The sequence below is a fragment of the Paraflavitalea sp. genome (genome assembly GCF_059502485.1).
On record NZ_JCACET010000010.1, the window covers coordinates 603,782 to 624,913 of the forward strand.

15 protein-coding genes are annotated in these 21,132 nt (G+C 48.8%); 9 read left to right on the forward strand and 6 right to left on the reverse strand.

Features of this window, described 5'->3' with window-relative positions:
• Position 1 precedes the first annotated feature (1 nt).
• From AC5JBY_RS19750 to AC5JBY_RS19760, 3 genes are all read left to right on the forward strand, one after another.
• Positions 2-937: a phosphatase PAP2 family protein gene (locus AC5JBY_RS19750; RefSeq protein ID WP_495906368.1), complete on the forward strand. Its 936-nt coding sequence runs from the start codon at positions 2-4 to the stop codon at positions 935-937.
• A gap of 6 nt (positions 938-943) precedes the next feature.
• Positions 944-1,564, forward strand: coding sequence for an HAD family hydrolase (locus AC5JBY_RS19755; protein ID WP_495906369.1), 621 nt, complete (start codon positions 944-946; stop codon positions 1,562-1,564).
• Between the two features lie 91 nt (positions 1,565-1,655).
• On the forward strand, positions 1,656-2,444 hold the full coding sequence (locus AC5JBY_RS19760; protein ID WP_495906370.1) for a polysaccharide deacetylase family protein: 789 nt from the start codon (positions 1,656-1,658) through the stop codon (positions 2,442-2,444).
• Between the two features lie 9 nt (positions 2,445-2,453).
• Here the strand turns inward: AC5JBY_RS19760 and AC5JBY_RS19765 are convergent, their stop codons facing one another.
• The gene (locus tag AC5JBY_RS19765) at positions 2,454-3,914 is read right to left on the reverse strand and encodes an alpha/beta hydrolase-fold protein (RefSeq protein ID WP_495906371.1); all 1,461 of its coding nucleotides are present in this window, start codon (positions 3,912-3,914) and stop codon (positions 2,454-2,456) included.
• A 203-nt stretch (positions 3,915-4,117) separates the two neighbouring features.
• Here AC5JBY_RS19765 and AC5JBY_RS19770 point away from each other — a divergent pair, with 203 nt between their 5' ends.
• Positions 4,118-5,305, forward strand: a complete 1,188-nt coding sequence (locus AC5JBY_RS19770; protein WP_495906372.1) for a DMP19 family protein — start codon at positions 4,118-4,120, stop codon at positions 5,303-5,305.
• A 22-nt stretch (positions 5,306-5,327) separates the two neighbouring features.
• Here the strand turns inward: AC5JBY_RS19770 and AC5JBY_RS19775 are convergent, their stop codons facing one another.
• Together AC5JBY_RS19775 and AC5JBY_RS19780 are read right to left on the reverse strand one after the other, a co-directional pair.
• Entirely contained in the window at positions 5,328-7,310 is a 1,983-nt protein-coding gene (locus AC5JBY_RS19775) for a beta-L-arabinofuranosidase domain-containing protein (RefSeq protein ID WP_495906373.1), read from the reverse strand.
• Positions 7,311-7,452: 142 nt separating this feature from the next.
• Positions 7,453-8,604 (reverse strand): sialidase family protein, encoded by a 1,152-nt coding sequence (locus AC5JBY_RS19780; protein WP_495906374.1) that lies wholly within the window; start codon positions 8,602-8,604, stop codon positions 7,453-7,455.
• A gap of 183 nt (positions 8,605-8,787) precedes the next feature.
• Between AC5JBY_RS19780 and AC5JBY_RS19785 the strand changes: the two genes are divergently transcribed.
• Complete coding sequence (locus AC5JBY_RS19785; RefSeq protein WP_495906375.1) at positions 8,788-9,267, forward strand: hypothetical protein; 480 nt, start codon at positions 8,788-8,790, stop codon at positions 9,265-9,267.
• Between the two features lie 15 nt (positions 9,268-9,282).
• Here the strand turns inward: AC5JBY_RS19785 and AC5JBY_RS19790 are convergent, their stop codons facing one another.
• Together AC5JBY_RS19790 and AC5JBY_RS19795 are read right to left on the reverse strand one after the other, a co-directional pair.
• On the reverse strand, positions 9,283-10,548 hold the full coding sequence (locus AC5JBY_RS19790; RefSeq protein ID WP_495906376.1) for an SMP-30/gluconolactonase/LRE family protein: 1,266 nt from the start codon (positions 10,546-10,548) through the stop codon (positions 9,283-9,285).
• Positions 10,549-10,623: 75 nt separating this feature from the next.
• Positions 10,624-11,706 (reverse strand): cellulase family glycosylhydrolase, encoded by a 1,083-nt coding sequence (locus AC5JBY_RS19795; protein WP_495906377.1) that lies wholly within the window; start codon positions 11,704-11,706, stop codon positions 10,624-10,626.
• 295 nt (positions 11,707-12,001) lie between these two features.
• Here AC5JBY_RS19795 and AC5JBY_RS19800 point away from each other — a divergent pair, with 295 nt between their 5' ends.
• A complete protein-coding gene (locus AC5JBY_RS19800) occupies positions 12,002-12,406 on the forward strand; it encodes a VOC family protein (protein ID WP_495906378.1) in 405 nt (134 codons plus the stop codon).
• A 55-nt stretch (positions 12,407-12,461) separates the two neighbouring features.
• Here AC5JBY_RS19800 and AC5JBY_RS19805 read toward each other — a convergent pair whose 3' ends face one another.
• On the reverse strand, positions 12,462-15,896 hold the full coding sequence (locus AC5JBY_RS19805; protein ID WP_495906379.1) for a HEAT repeat domain-containing protein: 3,435 nt from the start codon (positions 15,894-15,896) through the stop codon (positions 12,462-12,464).
• Between the two features lie 220 nt (positions 15,897-16,116).
• Between AC5JBY_RS19805 and AC5JBY_RS19810 the strand changes: the two genes are divergently transcribed.
• The 3 genes from AC5JBY_RS19810 (at position 16,117) to AC5JBY_RS19820 (ending at position 21,124) form a co-directional block, all read left to right on the forward strand.
• On the forward strand, positions 16,117-16,569 hold the full coding sequence (locus tag AC5JBY_RS19810) for an SRPBCC family protein (RefSeq protein WP_495906380.1): 453 nt from the start codon (positions 16,117-16,119) through the stop codon (positions 16,567-16,569).
• 82 nt (positions 16,570-16,651) lie between these two features.
• The gene (locus tag AC5JBY_RS19815) at positions 16,652-18,883 is read left to right on the forward strand and encodes a sensor histidine kinase (RefSeq protein WP_495906381.1); all 2,232 of its coding nucleotides are present in this window, start codon (positions 16,652-16,654) and stop codon (positions 18,881-18,883) included.
• A gap of 21 nt (positions 18,884-18,904) precedes the next feature.
• Positions 18,905-21,124, forward strand: a complete 2,220-nt coding sequence (locus AC5JBY_RS19820; RefSeq protein ID WP_495906382.1) for a sensor histidine kinase — start codon at positions 18,905-18,907, stop codon at positions 21,122-21,124.
• Positions 21,125-21,132 lie beyond the last annotated feature (8 nt).

Consider the following 21,132-nt stretch of genomic DNA (forward strand, 5'->3'; position numbering starts at 1 on the left):
TATGCTGAAATCCGCTCCCGCTGTTTTTTTTGCTCCGCGAACGGTTGTGATCACAACGCTTATTTCTGCTTTGTACCTGCTGCTTTCGATATGGCTCGTGGGGTTCAAAACGGATCAACTGGTGCTGATTGCTATTTTTAATGGGCTGTATTATGGCTCCGGCATTACACGGAAATTCATTACCGGGTTTTCCATCTTTATCGTTTACTGGATCATTTACGATTACATGAAGGCTTTTCCCAATTATGCATTCAACGACGTGCATATCGGGGAACTGTACAATGCCGAAAAGAGCGTATTTGGCATTAGTACTGTGGCAGGCGTGGTTACGCCCAATGAATATTTCCTACAACATCATACTACGGCTGGCGACTTTTTGAGTGGGTTGTTTTATTTATGCTGGGTGCCAGTCCCTTTACTGTTTGCCGCTTTTCTGTTTTTCAGGAACAGGGCTTTATTCCTGCGCTTTTTGCTTGCCTTCTTCGTGGTCAATATGCTGGGGTTTGTGGTGTATTATATTTACCCGGCGGCACCACCGTGGTATGTGCAGGAGCATGGGTTTGATCTTATTGCCGGCACGCCTGGCAATACTGCCGGCCTGAAGCGGTTTGATGACTTGTTGGGTGTTACCATCTTTCAATCGCTGTATGCCAAGGGCTCTAATGTATTTGCGGCTATGCCTTCTTTGCATTCTTCTTATCCCGTGATCGTGTTGTTTTATGGTATTAAAGGACGTTTCCGATATGGCAGTATTGTTTTTGCCGTGATCATGGGGGGCATCTGGTGGGCGGCTGTATACACCAGTCATCATTATATATTGGATGTGCTGGCGGGTATTTGTTGTGCGGCGACAGGTATTTTCCTGGTGGAACGGGGCGTTTCCCGGCCGGGATGGTTTTCGAGATTCTACAATTCTTATTTATATAAAATTGGTTAAGTAATTATGAGCGGTACTTCCCTTTCACCTGACAAACAAGCGATCCTTACGCGGTTAAGTAACGGAAACTTCGACGCCTTTCTGTATGATTGTGACGGTACGTTGGCCGATAACATGGGCGCTCATAAGGCCTCTTACCGTGCTGTAGCCAACATGTATGGTTTTGAACTGGATGATGCCATTATCGATGAACTGGCTGGCTGGCCTATTATACAAGTGGCTGATGAGATCAGGAAGCGGTACCACGCGAATTTCGATCCGGTAGTTTTTGCACAACAAAAGAATATCCTGTACGAAAGTTCTTATATCACCGAGACCAAACCTATCGAATTTGTGGTAGAACACTTAAAGGCGCATGCCGGTAAGGTTCGTATCGGTGTAGTATCCGGTGGTACCCGTGCCTCCGTGTCCAAAACGCTCCGGCTGCTCGGCATCAGCCAGCTTGTAGAAGTACTCGTATGCGCGGGCGAAACGCCCAATGGCAAGCCCTTCCCCGATCCTTTTTTGCTGGCCGCCAAACAGCTCAGCGTGGCCCCCACCAGGTGTCTTGTTTTTGAGGACGGCGTGCCCGGCGTGAAAGCAGCTGAAGCTGCGGGTATGCAGTGGATACGGATAGACCATTTGTAGCGGTTGTCTCGTTTTTCAGGTCGTTCGTCTAATAGCCCAAGGGTTGAGTGAGGAAAAACTTATATTTGGTTTAACCTTAACCATCCCCTGTATGCAGATTGCCAAAGCCTGTTTAGCCTTACTGTTATTGCTCCATGGTATTGTGGGTTGTGCACAAAACCGCTCCAACTGGAATAATAAGAAGTGCGCGGTTGCCCTCACCTATGACGATGCCCTGAATATCCACCTCGACAAAGTGATACCTGCCCTCGATTCCATGGGGTTTAAAGCCACCTTCTACCTGATCGGCTCTTCCGACGCTTTTACGAAACGTATTCCTGAATGGAGAAAGGCAGCCGCCAACGGGCATGAGCTGGGTAATCATACGCTGTTTCATCCCTGCTACGGCAAACGGCCCGGCCGCGAATGGGTACGACCGGATTATGACCTGAATAATTATACGATGCTGCGTGCTGTCAATGAGATAAAGATGAATAGTGCGCTACTGGAGGCCACTGATGGCAAAAAGAGAAGAACACTGGCCTGTCCCTGTGGTGATTCGAAAGTTGCAGACTCTTCTTTTCTTTATAAAGTAAAGGATGATTTTGTAGCCATGCGTGATGGCACTCCTGATGCCGATGAAGTGAATGGTTTTGGCCGCAGGACGATTCAGTGGATGTCGCCCTCCAACCATACAGGCGCCCAACTAATAGACGCCGTTAAAAGGGCGATGGAGAGCAATGCCCTCGTTATTTTTGTCTTCCATGGTGTAGGTGGTGATCACTCCATTAATGTATCCGCAGAAGCGCATAGGGAACTACTTCAGTTCCTGAAGCAAAATGAGTCGCAGGTATGGGTGGCTCCTTTCGTCGACATTGCTGCATCTATGAAGAAGCAATAAAGCAATTGTCTATCTAATGCGCTCGTCCAGTTCCCGCTGTATGCGCTGTGTAAATGCCTCGTTCCAGATAGACCAGTGATTGGCTTTGGGAATGAGCTCTACCGTAATATTTGCTTTAACCTGTGTTGCTTTTTCCTTGAATAGTTTCACCGATCGGTCGAGGTAAAAATTATCTTCAGCACCGGCGTACACATGTACCTTCTGGTCGATGTCTTTTGCCAGCTTTTTATAGTTCGTCAATAACAAATTACCAAGATCGTAAGGTTTCCAGGACAAAGCCACTTTGGGGTCGATGCGCCCGGTTACGCGGTCAAACAATATACGGGGCCTCCCCTGTTTATCCGGCTGTCCGAACTCTGCTTCGAAGGATTGCATCTGCCCACCATCTCCCAAAAAGTCTTCCACTTCTGCAAATCGTTTGATGCTTGACATGTATTTGCCATCCATCAGGAAGAAAGGGCGCAGCTGCCCGGCTTTATCATAATACAGGTTGGCGTCTTTATCGTAGATATTGGCGCTGGTGAAATCGCTGAAGTCTACCGGATCGGGCGAGACTGCCCAACAGCCGCCGAAGGCTTTTGGATAGTTGAGCTGCAGCCACAAGGCACCATACCCACCGGAGCTTTGCCCCATTACAAAGTGCTGACCGGGGTCTGGATTTGCACGGTATTGACTGCAGAGGTAGGGTACTACTTCTTCCACCAATGATTTACCCCAAGGGCCGTTGACCCGTGAATCGACAAAGGCGTGGAGGCCGTAGCGGGTTTGTGTTTCGGGGTTGAGGTATACATATATTTTATCTTTTCCGGTTCTTGTTCCATAACGTGTGGCTGGCCCAGCGCCTAACGCATCATAGTGAACGCCTCCCCAACCCGGGATGATAAACACCAGCGGGTAGCGAATGCTGGTGTCTTTTCCATAATTAGCGGGCAATATGACGCCCGCCTTCACGAAGACATCCATTTTATGGAAGCGTGACAGCATCGTGCTTTTTAAAGACAGTAGTTTAATGGAATCCCGCTCTGCAAAGGGACGGGCATTGAACTTCCTTATCAGGTAAATATGGGCTTCGTTGCCTGGTTTCACTTCTACTTTTACGTCGCGGGAATACCAGTTGCCGGGCGTATGTGTATTGACGCGTTCGATCGTGTCGACATCCAGTACAGCGGCAAACTTGTAGAAGCCGGGCTTGAGCTGGCTAAAGGCTATGGGGTAAGCTTTAGCGTTGGCATCGAATAGCTGGGTAGTGCCACTCTGCCAGTTACGTACATCTTTATAAAAGGTGGGGGTTGGCTCAAAGGGATCGGGGTCCTGAACGCTCTTGCTGGTATCTGTGGCCGAAAATACATATAAGCGGCCTGTGAGGGGTTGTTTGGCCGCAGTATCGAGGTGTACAAATAGTTTGAAATCCTGTGACCTGCCAGCGATTGACAAAAGCAGTAGGAACAGCAGTGTTTGGACCCGGTTCATTTCAAGTGAATTAGTGTAAATAGTTTAGTTATCAGCCTTTAGGGATAAGCTTTTACGGATCATAGCATAACGACAGCAAACTTACCTCTATGTTGCATCTTCTTTTATCACATATTCATGTGAAGGTATTAATCCAGACTGTGGTGATTGTAAAATGTTATGCTTAATTTCCCTGTATAATCATTCTAAAACGCTTGCTTTCAATGGGTATATTCAATTTATTCAGGTCATCCAATCCCGAAAACGATCCTTATTGGGAATTTGATAAAGCTAACCATTATCGCCCTTCTCTGAACAAAGATGATTTCTATAAGTTTACCGGGTTTGATTTTGGCTCGTTTATTTTTGATCCATTGGCTGAATACATTGGGGAAATAAAATATGAAAAAGAGCGCTGCAAGGCGTTTTCCTATGGTCAAAAAGCTGCTTTTTATTGGTTTCTCCTTGATATGCAGGTAACCAATGGCGGGTTTATCCAATATTATTTCAACGACTACGGAAAGTATACACCGACTATCATAAAGTCCCTGAAACATATTGGAGACCTTACCATGGCTGAGCTTGTGAACCGTTCGTATGAGCTTTATTTAAGGGACACTAAGAAATTGAAGCAGGCAAGAGCAGCAGGGCTTGAAGGTTTAAGTGGCTTGTATGATCAATTGGAAGGCTTTGAGGAGCTTGACGACGAGTATTACAAGCTCCACGAGGAAACCATGGAGAACTTAGAAAACTATATCCGTAAACATCCTGCAGAGTTTTGCGTGGATGAAGAAGGCCGGGAATTCAATATTGAAAAGGGTATTAAAAGTGGTCCTTTCAAGACCTTCTATGAAAATGGGAATCCCAAAGAGGTAATATATTATCTAAATGGTAAACAGACCGGAGAGCGGGAAGAATACTACGAGAATGGTCATATGAAACTTTCTATTCAAAAGGAGGCAAACCCCAACGGCTTCAGGCATTCATCTTATCACGACAATGGGCAGCTTGCAGAAACCGCCGTATTCATATCCAAGATAGAAAGAGAAGGATGGTGGTTAAAATACCACAGGGATGGGAGTAAAAAATTTGAAGCGGAATTCGTCAATGGAGATTTCCTCATCCATAATTGCTGGGACGAACAGGGTGTGCAAACGCTCAAAGACGGCACCGGTTTATATGTTTTCGATTATAGCGGTTGGCCAGGACATCTGACTCACTATGAACAGGAGTACAAAGACTATAAAAGACACGGCAAACAGCTTACTTATTCGAATGGTGTTCTCACCATTTACCAGGAAATGGAAAACGACAAGGAACATGGTGTTACGAGGACATATGATGATAACGGCCAGCTCAAATCAGAGATTCTATATGCGCAGGGTAAAGAGATCTCAAGAAAGGACTACTAATTACCTACGCAAGCCTGCGTAATTATTTCCTGCCTACCATTGGGAACTGGGCAATACGCAGTGTGGTACAGCCATAGGGCACCAGTATTATTTCTTCTTCTGTTCGCTCGGATTCGAGGCCGTATATATGGCTGTAAGGGATAGGTCCGGCCATTTGATTGTACAATTGCCAGGAGGGTATTTTCCTGCCTATTGTCCTTATCTGAATGGGTGCGTTTTCAAGGTTCCAGGGATAGTTGGTTTCCTTGCCGGTGATCTCTACTTTGAAATGCTGAGCCAGTTTCTCGTTGGGCATATCAAAGAGGCCATAATTCCAGGGTGTGGTGGGATGTACTTCGTAATAGTAGTCGCCGAATTCTTTAGGATCTTTCTCATTGGTGATCTTCCTGAAATCCTCCCCTATTTTCAAGGCATATGTAATTGGTCCACGCTCTATTGAAACAGAATTTTCGTACCATTTATTCCTGTACAAGTGCATGGGCAGGCTCAGCTCTATCACATCGCCCGGTTTCCATTCTCTGACGATTGCTATAACACGATTGCCATTGGCTTCCTGGTGCAGTTGTCCATTGATCTTAATCGTTGCTTTGGTGCACCATTCGGGGATGCGCAGGTGAAAGGGATAAGAAGCCTTTTTACCGCTCTGTAACGTGAACCGGATGCTTTCGCCGAAAGGATAACCAGTTTCCTCTTTCCAGGTGACCTGTACATCGCCGGCCACTTTTGTCGTGACTTCGCTGGGTGCATATACCAACGCAGCGATGCCTTTGTCGGCAGTGGTATACCACAGGTTCTGGGTGAACTTGGGCCACCCCTGGTGCATATTGGATGTGCAGCAGGGATAGCCTGTGAGCAGGCCAAAGCAAAGGTCTGTGCCTCCGTGGTTGTCGCCGAAGTTGCGCATCTGCCGGGTGAGCATTACCTGGTTTGCCTGCTGGAAGTATTGGTGGGTTTGGAAATCATCAGATATCTGTGTTGGCAGGGCATTGAAGGCGATCTTCTCTAACTTATCTGCATAATCCACATCGCCGGTGATCTCCAGCGCCGCTTCGAGGGTGTACATCATTTCAACCGCTGTGCAGAGTTCCGATCCTTGTGTAGGATTATTGCCATGCAGGGCTTCGTCGCCACCATAGAGGCCATGGGCCATGCCGTTGTACTTGCGTAGGTCGGCAAAGCCTTTCTTCATCGCATCGAGGTATTGTTGTTCGGGGTGATGCTGGTAATATATGACCGGTTCTTTCATCCCTTGTGCGAGGTTGACCGTATGAATGCTGTTCATGCGGCTCAACATATCGGTTTGCAGAAATCCGTTGGTGAAGTCGAAGGTTTGTTTGTGTAATAAGTCGCCCAGTTCGAGCAGGAAGTTATCGCCCGTAATGTTGTACAACCAATACACCATCTGGAGGTTGTCGCCGCCGCGGTAGCGCGCCCAGAAGGTCCAATGATCCAGCTTCCTTTGTGGCAACTCTTTCAGCTGGTATTGGAAATAATTCGTCATGAGTTTTATGACGCGTTTGTCGCCGGTGGCGGAGTAATACTGTTTGAGAATTTTTAGCATGACCATCTTTGGCCACCAATCGCGGGCATTGTCGCGCTGAACGCCGCGTTCGCCGGGATAATCTTTTGTGGGACCAAAGTGCCCGTCGGGTGTTTGGCTGTTGATGGCCCATTCTACCCAGGGTTTTACTTTTGCGATGAGGGCTTTGTCTTGCAGGATATAGGCCAGGGGCAGCAGACCGTCGATCCAGTAGGGTCCACGCTCCCACTGGTCGCCATCTCCACCCAACCAACCATTGCGCGGCCCCATCACGAGGGGATATAGCTGGTCGAGATTGCCAGTGGCGCCAGCAGCCTGTCGGAGGAGCATTTCCCGGAGCCAGCCTTGTGGCTTAATAGCTCCGAGTGGTAATTCATGGTAAGGATTTTGCCGTAATTGTGCGGTAGCTGATGTAGCGGCGCCCAACAGCAACACGGCAATAATTTTTATAAAAAGCTGTCTCATTCGTTATTTTATTTCAAATGGCTGGTTCAACAATTCGTTTGTGGTCCGAGCAAGATGCGACCACTGTAAATGTAGGCCTCCAGGTTGCTTTACTGTCCGCACATTTTCTCAATAATTATACAGATCGTATCAAAATGATGGGTTATTTGCGGCGCAGTTTACCTTTTATCATCCAGACTTCTGTACTGTTACCATAAGCGTTGGTACTCGTAAGTGCTATGATGGTATCATCATCAAGAATGCACAGGCTGTTCCAAAGTCCCCGTTTGTTGGCAGGGATGGTAAAGGGAACCGACTTGCTGGTGAAGTTCCTGGCTTGCTTATCTCCTATCACTACTTTCATTTCTGCAAATCTTTCCATGCTGTTGGTTCGTCCTTCAGCGCCCTGGTATGACAAGATGGTTTCGCCGCTCTTTAATTGACGGATGAAGGGGGCGCCGGCATAAATGCTGTCTGCAATCTTTTCTTTCAGGGCGTATTGGCGGTGGTTATCATCTGCATCAACCGTCTGGCTCCAGTTTTCTTTTAGTGCATTGGTGATGATGTAGGGCTTGAAGTTTACTATACCATTGTCTTCTATCGCAAACACCACATCCTTTCCATTGTTGAGCAGCAATGGTACCGGCATGCCATCACGACTGCGTGGGCGGAAGCTGACAATTTCCGGCTCTTTGGTCCAGGTGTGGCCATTGTCGCGAGAGCGCAGGAGGGAAATGTTTTGTTCGTTGCTGTGGGTATATGGTCCTTCGTTGGCAAAGAAGAGTTGTATTTCTCCGGAAGGTAATTGTATCGCTGCAGGCTCCCAGCAACCGTTCTCGAATTCGTGGCCAGCACGGTAGAGAGTTTGTTCGTTACTCCAGGTCTTGCCGTGGTCTGTGCTTCTTTTTACACGGATCGCAAACCGGCGGGCTGTATCTTTTTGGAAAGGACGGGGATTGTAGAAAGCCAGCAAGGTATGGTCTTTCAGTTGCAGCATGTCGGGCACCGCCATGTTGATGCCTTGCTCTCTCGGAGCAATGACGATGGGCGCCGACCAGGTTTTACCCAGATCATTGCTGGTGACTCCTACTGTAGCACCGTCCTGTTCGTAAATGGTGAACAGGGAACGATCGTGGAGCTGGATCATGCGGGCATAGCCGCTGTAGCGGGCGCCGGGCGCTGAGACTCTTGTGAGGGAGGTAGAATCCCATTGGATAGAGGGTGTTGCTACTTTTGCTTGCCCGACGGCATTCTGGCGCGGTAGGCTCTGTAGCAGTATTACATAGATTACGACTAAATAAAGATGTTTTTTCACTCTTCCAAGGTAAGTGAAAAATGGTTTTAGGCAAAGCTATCATTGGTGGCACAAGCGTGTGAGGCACAAGCACCCCGCCTCACTGATCTGATCTGCCCTGCATGCTTGCGCCAGTTTCGGAAAAAAAGTATGATTGAAAGACGGAGGTTATAACTTATATTGAGACTCTCTTATACATTTTGCATGTCCCAACAACCCATATCGATAGCTGCCCATGAGATCAAAGATATCTTTATCATGTTGCAGGTTGCCAACAACCAAGTGCTGTTTATCCTGCTGGCTTCGGATGGGACCATCAACAGAAAGGGCGATGGCAGTCCGGATTGCAAAGACCATGATCTGTATATCGGACGAACAGACACTGCTCCTATCATAGAGGAACTCAAAGCATCTATCAGCCCGGAGATGATCACCTTTCTCCATGGGACTTATGATGCATCAGAGAAAAAAGGCCGGACCTGTAGTCTCAAAATTGGCTTCAAAACTGATAGCATTGAAACCGGGATCGAATTCATATATGGTGAGCATTCAACGGGCGTACCCACTGAATTCAGACAGTTGGTAACAAAAGCTGTACAACTTACCAATCCCTGGCATGCATCACAGAAAAGAGCCAGTACTCAAGCTCAGCTGCAGGCTAAACCATGGTGGAAATTCTGGTAGGATCAGCCTGGCCTGTTATTCAATCTTTAGCTTAAGAATTACTGGCTTCACTAATTTTTCGGGGTTGGTGATGGTGCCATCGGGCTGCAGGCTTCGTAGCTGGGCGTTGGCAATGTAGTGGAACTCGCCGTTTACAATAGTGCCTGTAGTGGGAATGATAAAGTCTTTGCGGAAGGTTTGCAGGATTTCTGTTTTTGTGATCGTATTTGTTTTCAGGTCGTAGTAAAATCTGACAATTCTATCGTCCTGGTTGCCGGAATCCTGTATGCCCAGTAATGTTCCTTTGTAATAATAGAGGCCGTCGATGCCGTTGAGGTAAGTCTTGTTTTGGTGATCGAGCTGTGTATGTTTTCCGGTTGTCATATCAATTACATGCAGCCCCATAAAATCAGCTACGAATAATACTTTATTCTTTTCATCCATTGCAATGCCATTCGGATAAACAAAGTCCGTAGCAAATTCTATCAGTCTATCACTTCCCGGAGTATACCTCCACAGTTTCCCTGCTTTACTATCTGTGAAGAAAACATCTCCACTGGCGGTTATAACAAGGTCATTGAATAAATGCGGGCCTTGTTTATTATCCATTATGATCTTGCGAAGCAGTTTTCCTGAAGCGATATCAAATTGTAGCAGGCCGGAATAACCATTTAACGTATCATGTTCTGCAGCGCTACATAACCATAAGCTCTTCAAATCAGGGCTTACTTTCATGCCCAGCGCCATCCAGAAACCGTGCTGACTTCCTACTGCAAAGTCTGAGCAGTTTCCATTACCAGCGCACTTCAACACTTTATGTTTTGCCAAGCTGCCTACATAGAAGGTTTGGTGCTGGCTATGAGCGGCAATCCCTTCGGGTATCAACAGGGAATCTTCGATCACAAAGGAGACCTTACTTTTGTCTATTACTGTACGGTTTTTCCTGAAGGCCGCTGTGTATTCAACAAACTGCGTATCATTGTATAGCTTGGAAAAGTTGCTATTTTCTTCTACCGGGTAAGGCAGTCCTCTTTCGGCCAGTATGCCCAATAGTGCCAGGCTTTGGGGAAGCTGGCCCGCCTGGCAATAACACTCTGCCAATTTGTATTGAATACCCGGATGGTTGGTTGCTTTTGCCAGCGGTACGCCTAACTGCGCGCACTGTTCATACTTTTTTTCATTATAAGCTGTATTGAACTGTTGGTAATCGTTGAAGAGTCCCTGTGATTGTGCGGTAAGGGCCGCAAAAAGGGCCAGTAGCAAAAAGCCATGCCGGATTGGCCAAAGCTGGATAGGTTTCATATACTGAACATACCGATTTATGGCATGTTCAGCACATGAAATGTGTTCAACGGCTTTTATCTGCTTACAGATAACCTATTTAGCCGAACCAGTTATCTTTTTAATAAACTCCACTTCGTATTTGCTGAAGGGTGATTTGTCTGTGCGATAGATATCGTGGAACCAGAGGGGTGGTTCTTTTCCATCTCTCATAGGTGTATCCCAGGCATAAATGGTATTGGTCTTACCGCTTACGAATCCCCAGTTGATGGCTCCGACATTTTCCTGTTTCAACAAGGGCATGATGAGCTGGAACAGGCTGCCGTTGCGCCTTGCCATGTATTCGGTACAAATGAGGGGACGGCCGTATTTGCGCAGGGTATCGATCGCGTTGCGGTGATTGTCGATGTATGAATAGTTGTGGTAAGTGATGACGTCAGAGTTTTCCAGTTGAAACTTGTTCAACTCTTTGAAGTTGCGACCATCTGACCATACGCCTGCGCTAATGGGTTGTGATGGATTGACAGCTCTTGCCCATTGAAACACTTTTTGCAGCAGGGGCATGCTCTTCATAAACTGTCCGTTGTTGCCGGGCTCATTGTACAGGTCCCATAACAATATGCGCTGGTCGTTCTTGAAGGTGGTCATCACATCTTTTACATATGCTTCCAATGTGCGGAGGGTGTCCTGGTGGTTGTATACCATAGTGCCGGGGTCGCGTACCCAGCCCGAATTGTGAACGCCTGTTTTAGGCGCCGGTTGTTTGCCGATCCAGGCTGTATCGTTCCAGCAGTCGTCGAAGAAAACGAACAGGGTTTTGATCTTGTGCTTTGTTGAGATGGCGAGGTAAGTATCGAGTCTTTTTTTGAAACCTTCTTTGTCGGCCACCCAGAGGAGGTGGTGCAGGTATACTCTCATGACGTTGAAGCCCAGTTCTTCGGCCCAACCTAATTCTTTATCAATGGTTGCAGCATCGAAGCTTTCTGCCTGGAACATTTCCAACTGGTTGATGGCTGTTGAAGGTTGAAAATTGCTGCCCCGCAGCCAACCTTGTTTTGCGTACCACTGGTTGGCTTTTTCTGCGGTCCATTTTTCCTGTTGGGCGTATACGCCGGTTGTCATCCAAATGGTCAGGAGCGATATTGCTATCGCTTTTTTCACTGGCAAGTGTCGTTTCATTGTTCGCTTATTTGTTTTTAACCTCACGGAACTGTTTTCAATTGTATAGCGCTGCCGGTGTTGGCAGCCTTCTTGTTGCGTGTAAGGTGGTTTGCGCCTCAAGATAGATCATTGCTCTTCCGGCATAGCCCCTGTTCAGTTCATTTTATGTTCAAATCATCTCAAAATATCGCCTCTTTCGCGGATAGGGGCTTGTCGTAAACCACCCTTTTATTGACGCAATCTGCCTTCGTCGATCCGGGAAGGTCAGCATAGTTTTGATCTTTCAAATCATTAATAACAAAAACTACCTACTGTGTCTACTTATCCCAACGCTATTGCCTGGTTTGAGATCTATGTGGATGATCTTGCCAGGGCCAAGCAATTCTATAGTACCGTATTGGGTATCTCTTTCCAGGATGTGCCTGCGCCCGATGGATCGAACGATCTCCAAATGTCTTTCTTCCCTTGCGATCCCGATCCAGCAGCGATGCGTGTGGGCGGTGCGCTTGTACACATGGAAGGCGCGCGGGGCAAAGGTGTTCCTTCCACCTCTACCATGGTCTACTTCCCCTGTGAAGATTGCAGTGTGGAAGCCAGCCGTGTAGAAGCCGCCGGTGGCACGTTGCATAAGCCCAAGTTTCCCATCGGTGAATTTGGATTTTGCGCTATCTGCCTCGATTCGGAGGGAAATACTTTTGGTTTACATTCTATGCAGTGACGTTTTTTAGTTGATAAGTTGAAATGTTGATAGGTTGAAAAGGAAAAACCTGATATTACTTATCCCCCTTTAGTTCTGCCAGGAAGCTGACTACATCTCTGATCTCTTTTTTGGTGAGGATGTAGCGCATTTCGGGCATGCTGGAGGGGGCATCTGTGCGGCTGGCCACGTCTGCTTTCTTTATGACTTCGTTGGGTTTGTCGCCGATCTTCAGGGTGATGCTTGTGCTGTTCTCGCCGTTCAGGATACCGGATATTGTCTTTCCGTCTTTCATTTTCAATATGACTGTTCCGAAGCCCGGCGCCAGTCTTGCGCTTGGTTTTACCAATGCTTCGAGGAGTTGTTCTCTTGTGAGCCTGTCGGCCACGCCATTCAAGCGGGGGCCTGCATTGCCGCCGTAATCATCGTATGAATGGCAACGGATACATTGTGCCGACTGGTTGGAGTAGAATATCCTTCTGCCTTTGTTGGGATCACCACCGTTCAAGCTGCCTGCGTAAGCGGCTTTGAGGGTGTCGGTTGTGGACGCCATGCTGATCTTCTTGTATTTGGCGGCCAGTTCTGTGGACCGGCTGCTGTCGATGGCTTCTGATAGTTCGAGGTAAACATTGGGGGACAGCTTGCCTGCCGCCATTTTCTGCAGCAGGTCATCGAGTGGCTTTTGCGCATATTGCACCGGCAGGTTGCCCAGGGTGAGCAAAGCCGCCTGTTGTTCTTCGGTCGTTTTGGTATTGATCACTTCTGTGAGTAATGCCACCATCAGCTCTTTCGACATATTCATTTTGGCGATGAGGTCGATGCCGGCTACGCGCACATTTTTCTCTTTGTCGGCAATGGCTACTTTAATGGCCTCTCCTATTTGTGGATATTCCAATGCCGCCAATGCTTTGAGGGCCTGCACTCGTACCGGTGCTTCTTTATCGCTTTTCAAGAGGGTCATCAATACCGGTGCAGCCTGGGCAATTCCCAATCTGCTTATGGCATTTCCGGCACTCAATCTTACCATGACTTCTTTATTGTTCAACAGCTTCGTGAGTGCTTCTCCTGTTTTGTTTCTTGCTTCGTTGGGGTCTCTTTCTATTACGCCGCGGTATCTTCCATCTACCCTGTCTACTACTGAAGGCTTCACCCAAGTGCCCAGTGCATCGATGGCTTCTGCGCGCATTTTAGCCGGTGCCTCTTCTTTGCCTGCGAAGTCTACCAGCAATTGCATTGCCTGTGGCGAACCTACGCGCAGGTTGGCATTGATGCTGCGCCTCAGGAGTGCTTCGTTGGTGAATTTGGTGGTGGTGAGTATGTTGCCCAGGGCTGGCAATGCGTCTTTAATGGACAGGTCGTCGTTGATGGCGCGTGCTGCTTCTGTGACGATAAACTCATCGGCATCGTTCAGGAAAACGGCGATACCCGGATGTTCCATTCTGCGCAAGGCTACTACGGCTGCAATTCTTACGGCACGTGAAGTGTCTTTCGACAGGTTGATTACCGGATCCGCTTTGCCTATGCGTGCCAATGCGAGGCTGGCTGCGTGACGGATGTATACATCTTCGTCGTTGTTGCTGCGCAACAGTTCAATGACCGGATTGATGGCCGGTTCATACACTATTCTTCCCAGCGCTTCTGCTGCAAAGAAGCGTGCACGGCTGTAGGTATCTTTTAATAAGGGCAGCAGTTTATCAGCTGCTTCTTTGTATTTCATATCGCCCAGCCATCTTGCTGCCTGTGCTCTTATTTCGGGGTCTTTGTCCTGCAAGAGGGGCAGCAGTGTCTGTGCGTATTTTTTATCTTTTCTTGCCAGCTGGCTGAGGCCCCAAATTGCATGTATACGTGCCAGTTGGTTTTCTGTTTGCCCGAGTGCTTTTTTAAATGCCTGTTCGCCAGCACTACCACGGCTCACCAATTCAAATTGAGCTTTGCGTCTTACCTGCTGGTCGGCATTTTTGAGCAGGGCTTCCAGTTCGTCGGTTTTCTTCTCTGAGAAGTCGGCGGTCAACAGGGTTTTGGTTTGTTGACGTTCTGCCAGGTTTGCACCGCGCTTATCGTCCAGCTTCCAGATGCGTCCATAGTTGTGGGTGCCCCATCCATCGATCCAATCGGCAATGTAGAGGGCGCCATCGGGACCAAAGTCGAGGCCGGTGGGTAACAGGCCGCCTATTACCAGCGTGTCATCTCCCAGTGAAAAGCCGGCGCCTTTGGGATTGAGTTTAAAACCATATACGCCTGACTGTGCCGGGTTGCCTACGAACTTGCCAATGAAGAAGGTGTTCTTATAAGCAGGGCTCAATGCCGTACCGGGATTGTAGACCATGCCTGAAGGGCCGCTTACATAGTTGGCAATGCAGGGAACGATGTAGGCTGCCTGTCCTTCGTAGCGGGGCTTCCACATCTTCTCGTCCATCCATACTTTGTAGGTATTGTTGAGGGGATCGCGGTATTTGCCGTATTGCCAGTTGGCTCTCCAGCCTGCATCTGATCCGTTGACCACATAGACCAGTCTTTCTTCTTCGCCGGCATGGTCGCCGTCGTTGTCTTCGCTGATGAGGTTGCCGTAGTCATCAAATACAAACTCGTGGGTGTTGCGGAGGCCATGGGCAAATATTTCGAAGTCGCTGCCGTCGGGATTGCTCCTGGCGATGACGCCGCAGTTGGGATATTCCCATTTCTTGCCTGTCTGGTCTACACCATTGAAACCGATATCACCAATCTGCCAGTAGATACGTCCATCGGGGCCCATTTCAACGCCTGACATGCCGTGACCGCTGAAGCCAATGTGAATGCCGTATCCATGAGAGATGGAAGTCTTTTCATCGGCAATGCCATCACCGTTCTTGTCTTTCATTCTCCACATATCCGGGCCTATTGCTACGTAAAGTGCATCGGGTGTTTTCAATACACCTCCTGCCACATCGGTTACTTCGTCGTTAAAATCATCTACGACCAGTTGTGACTGATCGGCTACGCCATCGCCATCGGTATCTTTCAGGTGGTATACGTTGTCTTTTTCTATTGTCATATCGCGCCAGTCGTGGGAGCTATCGCCGTTCATATCGGCGAGCCAGGTGTTCTGTTTGCTGTTTTCGGGTGCGAGGTATTTGTGGAGGAAGGCACGTTTTTCCTCAATGGTTTGTAATTGTATAGAGGGTATTTCCCAATCCTGGTGGCCGCGAATGTCGAACTCGGAGTTCTTCTGGCGGTTGGTGGTGGTATAATAGAGGCTGCCATCATCATCGATGTCGATGGCTATGGGTGAGATGACCAATGAATCGACTCCCCAGAGTTTCAGGGTTAGGTTGGTATCTGTAATGATCGGTTTGAATACAGAATCTACCGAGGCGGCCATGCGGGCAGCGACTGCGGGCTCCAATTTTTTGATGCGTTTATCGACGGGTGCTGCCGGTTCCTGCTTACAGGAGAAGAGCAGGGTTGTACAACCAATAATAAACAGTAATGCTTTGGGGTGCCGGGCTTTAAAAGCAATGGTTAGTGAGATCATAGCTCTAAAAATATCCCATTCTTTCGATACTTGTGGCCCCTTTTTGCACAAGTTGGTCACTAATAAGCCTAACAAGTGTTTGTTTTACACTTGTTATTTGTGTGTCGCCCTGCCCATATGATTATCGTTCTTTTTGTCCAAACCGGCACGTTACAATGTCTATTTTACACCCTGCGCAAGCGGGGCGGCCCTCCTACTTTTACGTAAATATTTTATAATCATGAAAACAGAAAATTTTTCGTTTACGTTAACGACCAACAAGACGCCGCAGGTCGTATTTAAGGCTGTGACCAATGTTCGCGGCTGGTGGACGGGATATCATGCAGAGATTATCAAGGGTGGTACGGAAAAGCTCCATGATGAGTTTCTCTTCAGCGCGGCGGATGGCATTCATGTGACCAAACAAAAATTAATAGAAGTAATACCAGATCAAAAAGTGGTGTGGCTGGTTACGGAGAGTAATCTTAGTTTTCTTGACCAGCCGGACGAGTGGACAGGCACGAAGGTGATCTTCGACATCTCTACGAAGGGTGGCAAAACGCAGCTTGTGTTTACGCATGAAGGGTTGACGCCGGAAGTAGAATGTTATGATTCCTGCGCGCCTTCGTGGGCTGCTTACCTGGAGAACCGGTTGTTGCCATTGATTGAAACGGGGAAAGGTATGGCCGTATAATTCTTCTGATAGCTGGTATCATTTTTCTGATAGTAACTGCGCGGGAAACGGCATTACCTTCCTCCCCCTTAAACGACCTTTCATGCGTTCCCTATTGTCTGTTATTGCTATCCTTGCGGTTATTCCTGTTTCTGCCCAACGATTCGACCGGCGACAAGCGGATTCTCTCAGGCAGGTGCTGGCCAAGCATCCTGATGACCGCACACGGGTTGAAACGTTGGTACATCTTGCAGACTATCATATTCTGAAGGGTGATGAACTTGAACCCAATCGGGACAGTGGCGGTGTATGCCTCGCTGCCGCCGAGCAACTGAATAAAACAGTGGGATCGACGGTTCTGGCCGGCCACCTCCTGCTCATGAAAGCTTATATGCTCCGAAAGGATGGCAAATGGCAGGCGGGCCAGGCAGCCGCGGAGCAATCTATTTCTTTGCTACAAAAAAACAATGACCAGCGGCTACTGGGCCAGGCTTATTTTGAGCTGCAGTGGTATTATGATTGTAACGACACGGCGCAATGCCGCAAACGCATATTGCTCACGGCGCTTGCCGTGAAGGCTTTCCACGCAGCCGGGGACAACCTGCTGGAAGGGAATGCGCTCAAGATGCAAGGCGATCTGCATGGTTTGCTGGATGAATTTGCGGCTTCGAATGCCTGTCTTCATCAGGCACTGGCCGTGTATCGTGCCATCGGTTATCAGCGGTTGCAAGCAGTGTATGAGCTGCTTGGGAGAAATTGCTTTATAGCCAGCGACTATCATTGTTCGTTTCAGTATGCATTGCTGGCGCTAAAAACCGCCAGGGCCACGAACGATTCGAGTACTCAGCTTGCTCCTATCCACAACTTGCTTGGGATCCATTACCGCCGGGCCGGCCGAACGGAGCTCGCCATCGAGCAGTACAAGGCCGGGCTGACCGTTTGCTTACGCAACAACGATACTTCCAATGCGCTTATACTGACTTATATGTTGTGCTGGAGCTATCTCTTCATCAAACAACCTCACGAGGCGCTCAGCGTATTGGATCGTCTTCCTCCGGGCTATGCCAACACTTCCCAAGGCTATGCCACCGCCATCTTCAGCATTGTGCGCCTGCGCTGTCATTTAATGGATCAGCAGTTGAACGATGCCTATACCCATGCGGTGATCCTTGAAAGGCTACCTGAACAAAAGACGCTGACCGACGACTGGATCCATATCGTGTATACTGAACTCGCACGGTATTACCTGGAAGTGCATGTGACTGAGAAAGCACGCTTGTATCTGAACAAAAGCCTGCACCTGCCTTTACCTCCGGGCGGCGGCGGCGGATTCGGCTCGCGCCTTGAAATCAATTACAAGATCGACTCTGCGGAAAGGGATTATAAAGCTGCCTTCTATCATTTGCTTACTTACAAAACCTACATCGATTCTTTATTTACGGAAACAAAAACGCGGCAATTTCAGCAGCTGGACATCGAGTATGAAACTTCCAAAAAAGCGGATTCCATTTCCCTGCTGACGCAAAAGGATCTTCTACAGACTGCCAATCTTCACCAGGCCAATCTTATCGGCAATATTACGATTGCGGGCATCGTGCTGGCGCTTGCCGTGCTTGGCCTGCTGTACCGGCAATACATGGTGAAGCTGCACAACAACCGGGCGATGGCTGTGAAGAATGACCGGCTGGAGCATCTGGTGAATGAAAAGGAATGGCTGCTGCAGGAGGTGAATCACCGGGTGAAGAATAATCTGCAGACGGTGGTGAGCCTGCTCGAATTGCAGTCGGACTCGCTGAGTGAAGATGCGCAGCTTGCGCTGCAAACGAGCCAAAACCGTGTGTATGCTACTTCGCTGCTTTATCAAAAGCTTTACCGGAACGACAACGTGTCGAGCGTGAATATGAAGGTGTATCTCTCGGAACTTGTGGAGCATCTGCAGGATGCGTTGGGAAGTTCTGCAGCTGTGGCTATCGTGCAGCATGTGGAGCCCGTTGAGCTGGACGTGACGCAGGGCGTGCCTGTGGGCCTGATGGTGAATGAACTGATCACCAATTGCTTCAAATATGCTTTTAATGAAACGATCGCACGCCCGGAAATCGTTGTGCGCTTTACTGTGGTGGATGATGTGGCTCATCTTGTGATCAAAGACAACGGGGTGGGCTTTGCCGGGCCGGATGATAACAGCTTTGGGCATGGGCTGCGGCTGGTGAAAGGGCTGGCAGAAAATATCGGGGGCAAGGTGATGATCGTTTCCTCCATGGGGTCTTCTGTGGAAATACAATTCCACCCGAAGGGTGCGCTTGTATCGGACATGCAGCAGGTGGTGGCATCGTAGGTATTGCTTAACTTGCTATTGATGCGGCTCCTGTTGCTTTTTGTTATCTTCTCTTTGGCTGTTCCAGCTTCTGCCCAATCGTTCGACCAGCGGCAGGCAGATTCGCTCAAACAGGTGCTGGCTACAACTACTGACGGCCGTACACGGGCCGAGACGCTTCTATACCTTGCGGAATATCATATCCGGAAGACCGGTGAAATTAAAAGTGACCTCGACAGCGCCGCCGCCTATCTCACAGGCGCCGAGCAGCTGAACAACACATTACAATCGACTGCACTGGCAGGTCATCACCTGCTCATGAAAGGTTTTTTGCTCAAAGAAAAGGGTAATCTTAAGGAAGGCAAGGTTGCCGTGGAGCAATCGATCCCTTTGCTGCAAAGAAGCAACAGCCAGCGCGTGCTGGGCATGGCTTATTTCGAGCTGCAGGGTTATTATGATTATTGGGACACGGCGCAATGCCGGAAACGCATATCGATGACCGACCTCGCGGTGAAGGCTTTTCATGAAGCCGGGGACAACCTGCTGGAAGGGCAAGCGCTGACCATGCAGGGTGACCTGCACTGTATTTTGAATGAATATGCCACATCGAATGGCTATCTGGAACGGGCGCTGGCGCTGTATACTTCAATCGGGTATCCAAAGCTGCAGGGTGTGTATGAGCTGCTTGGCAGGAATTGTTATAGCCAGCATGACTACCGGTGTTCGTTTGAGTATGCTTTACTGGCGCTCAAGGCTGCGCACGCTACGCACGATTCGAGCATGCAACTGGTGACGGTGGATCTACAGCTTGGCACGCTCTACCGCAAAGCCGGCCGGCTGGAACCCAGCACCGGGCATTTCGCAGAGGGGCTGGCCATCGCGGTGCGGCATAAGGATCGCGGGAATGCCGTGCTGATGGCTTATTCGCTGTGCCAGAATTACCTCGACATGAACGAACCGCGCAAAGCGCTGGACGTACTGAAGGGGCTTCCTCCCGGCCTGCCAGACACTTCCAATGTGATCATCAATGCCCGGCTGGGGATGTTGTATATGCGCAGCTATTTTATGGATAAGCAATTCAGGAATGCTTACACTTATTCGTTGATGCTTGAAAGGCTGCTTGAACGGCTGGAGGCGGATCCTGATTTTGTTATTGTGGTTTACGTGTGGCTGGCCTGGTATCACCTGGAAACGCACGCTATCGATAAAGCGCGTTTTTATATCAACCAGAGCCTGGCCATTCCTTTGTCGCCTTCCACCTCGCTGTACAGGCCACGTCTCGAAATGATCTACCGGATCGATTCTGCTGAAGGGAATTACCCGGCGGCCTTTAATGATCTACGTATTTACAAGTGGTTTGCCGATTCTTTGTCGGGAGAAGTAAACAGGCGGCAATTGCAGCAGTTGGATGTGGAGTATGAAACTTCCAAGAAAGCGGACTCCATTTCTTTGCTGACGCAAAAGGATCGTCTGCAGACTGCCAACCTTCGTCAGGCGAACCTTATCCGCAACATTACCATTGCCGGCATTGTGCTGGCGCTGGCCGTGCTGGGCCTGCTGTACCGGCAATACCAATTGAAGCTGCAGAACAATCAACTGATGGCGGTTAAAAACGAACGCCTGGAACATCTCGTTAACGAAAAAGAGTGGTTGCTGCAGGAGGTGAACCACCGGGTGAAGAACAACCTGCAGACGGTGGTGAGTCTGCTTGAAATGCAGTCGGACTCGCTGAGTGATGATGCGCAGGCGGCGCTGCAAACGAGCCAAAACCGGATCTATGCGACTTCACTGCTTTACCAGAAGCTTTACCGGACAGATAATGTATCGAGTGTAAATATGAAGGTGTATCTCACGGAGCTTGTGGAGCACCTGGAGGATGCGCTCAGCGGCGCTGCCCGTGTGGCTATGGAGCTGCATGTGGAAGCTGTTGAGCTCGATGTGTCGCAAGGAGTGCCTGTGGGCCTGATGGTGAATGAGCTCATCACGAATTGCTTCAAATATGCTTTCGATGCAACGATCGTGCGTCCATCCATCACCATCAGGTTTACTATTGTGGAGGGTGTGGCTCATCTTATGGTCGAAGACAACGGGGTGGGCTTTGCCAACGCCGATGAAAGCCATTTTGGACAGGGGTTGAACCTGGTGAAAGGGCTGGCGGAAAATATGGGCGGCGAGGTGGTGATCGTTTCGCACCAGGGTGCTTCGGTACAAGTGCGATTTCAGCCGAAGGGACCTCTTGCCGTTTCACCTCTACAGTTCTAATTACATCA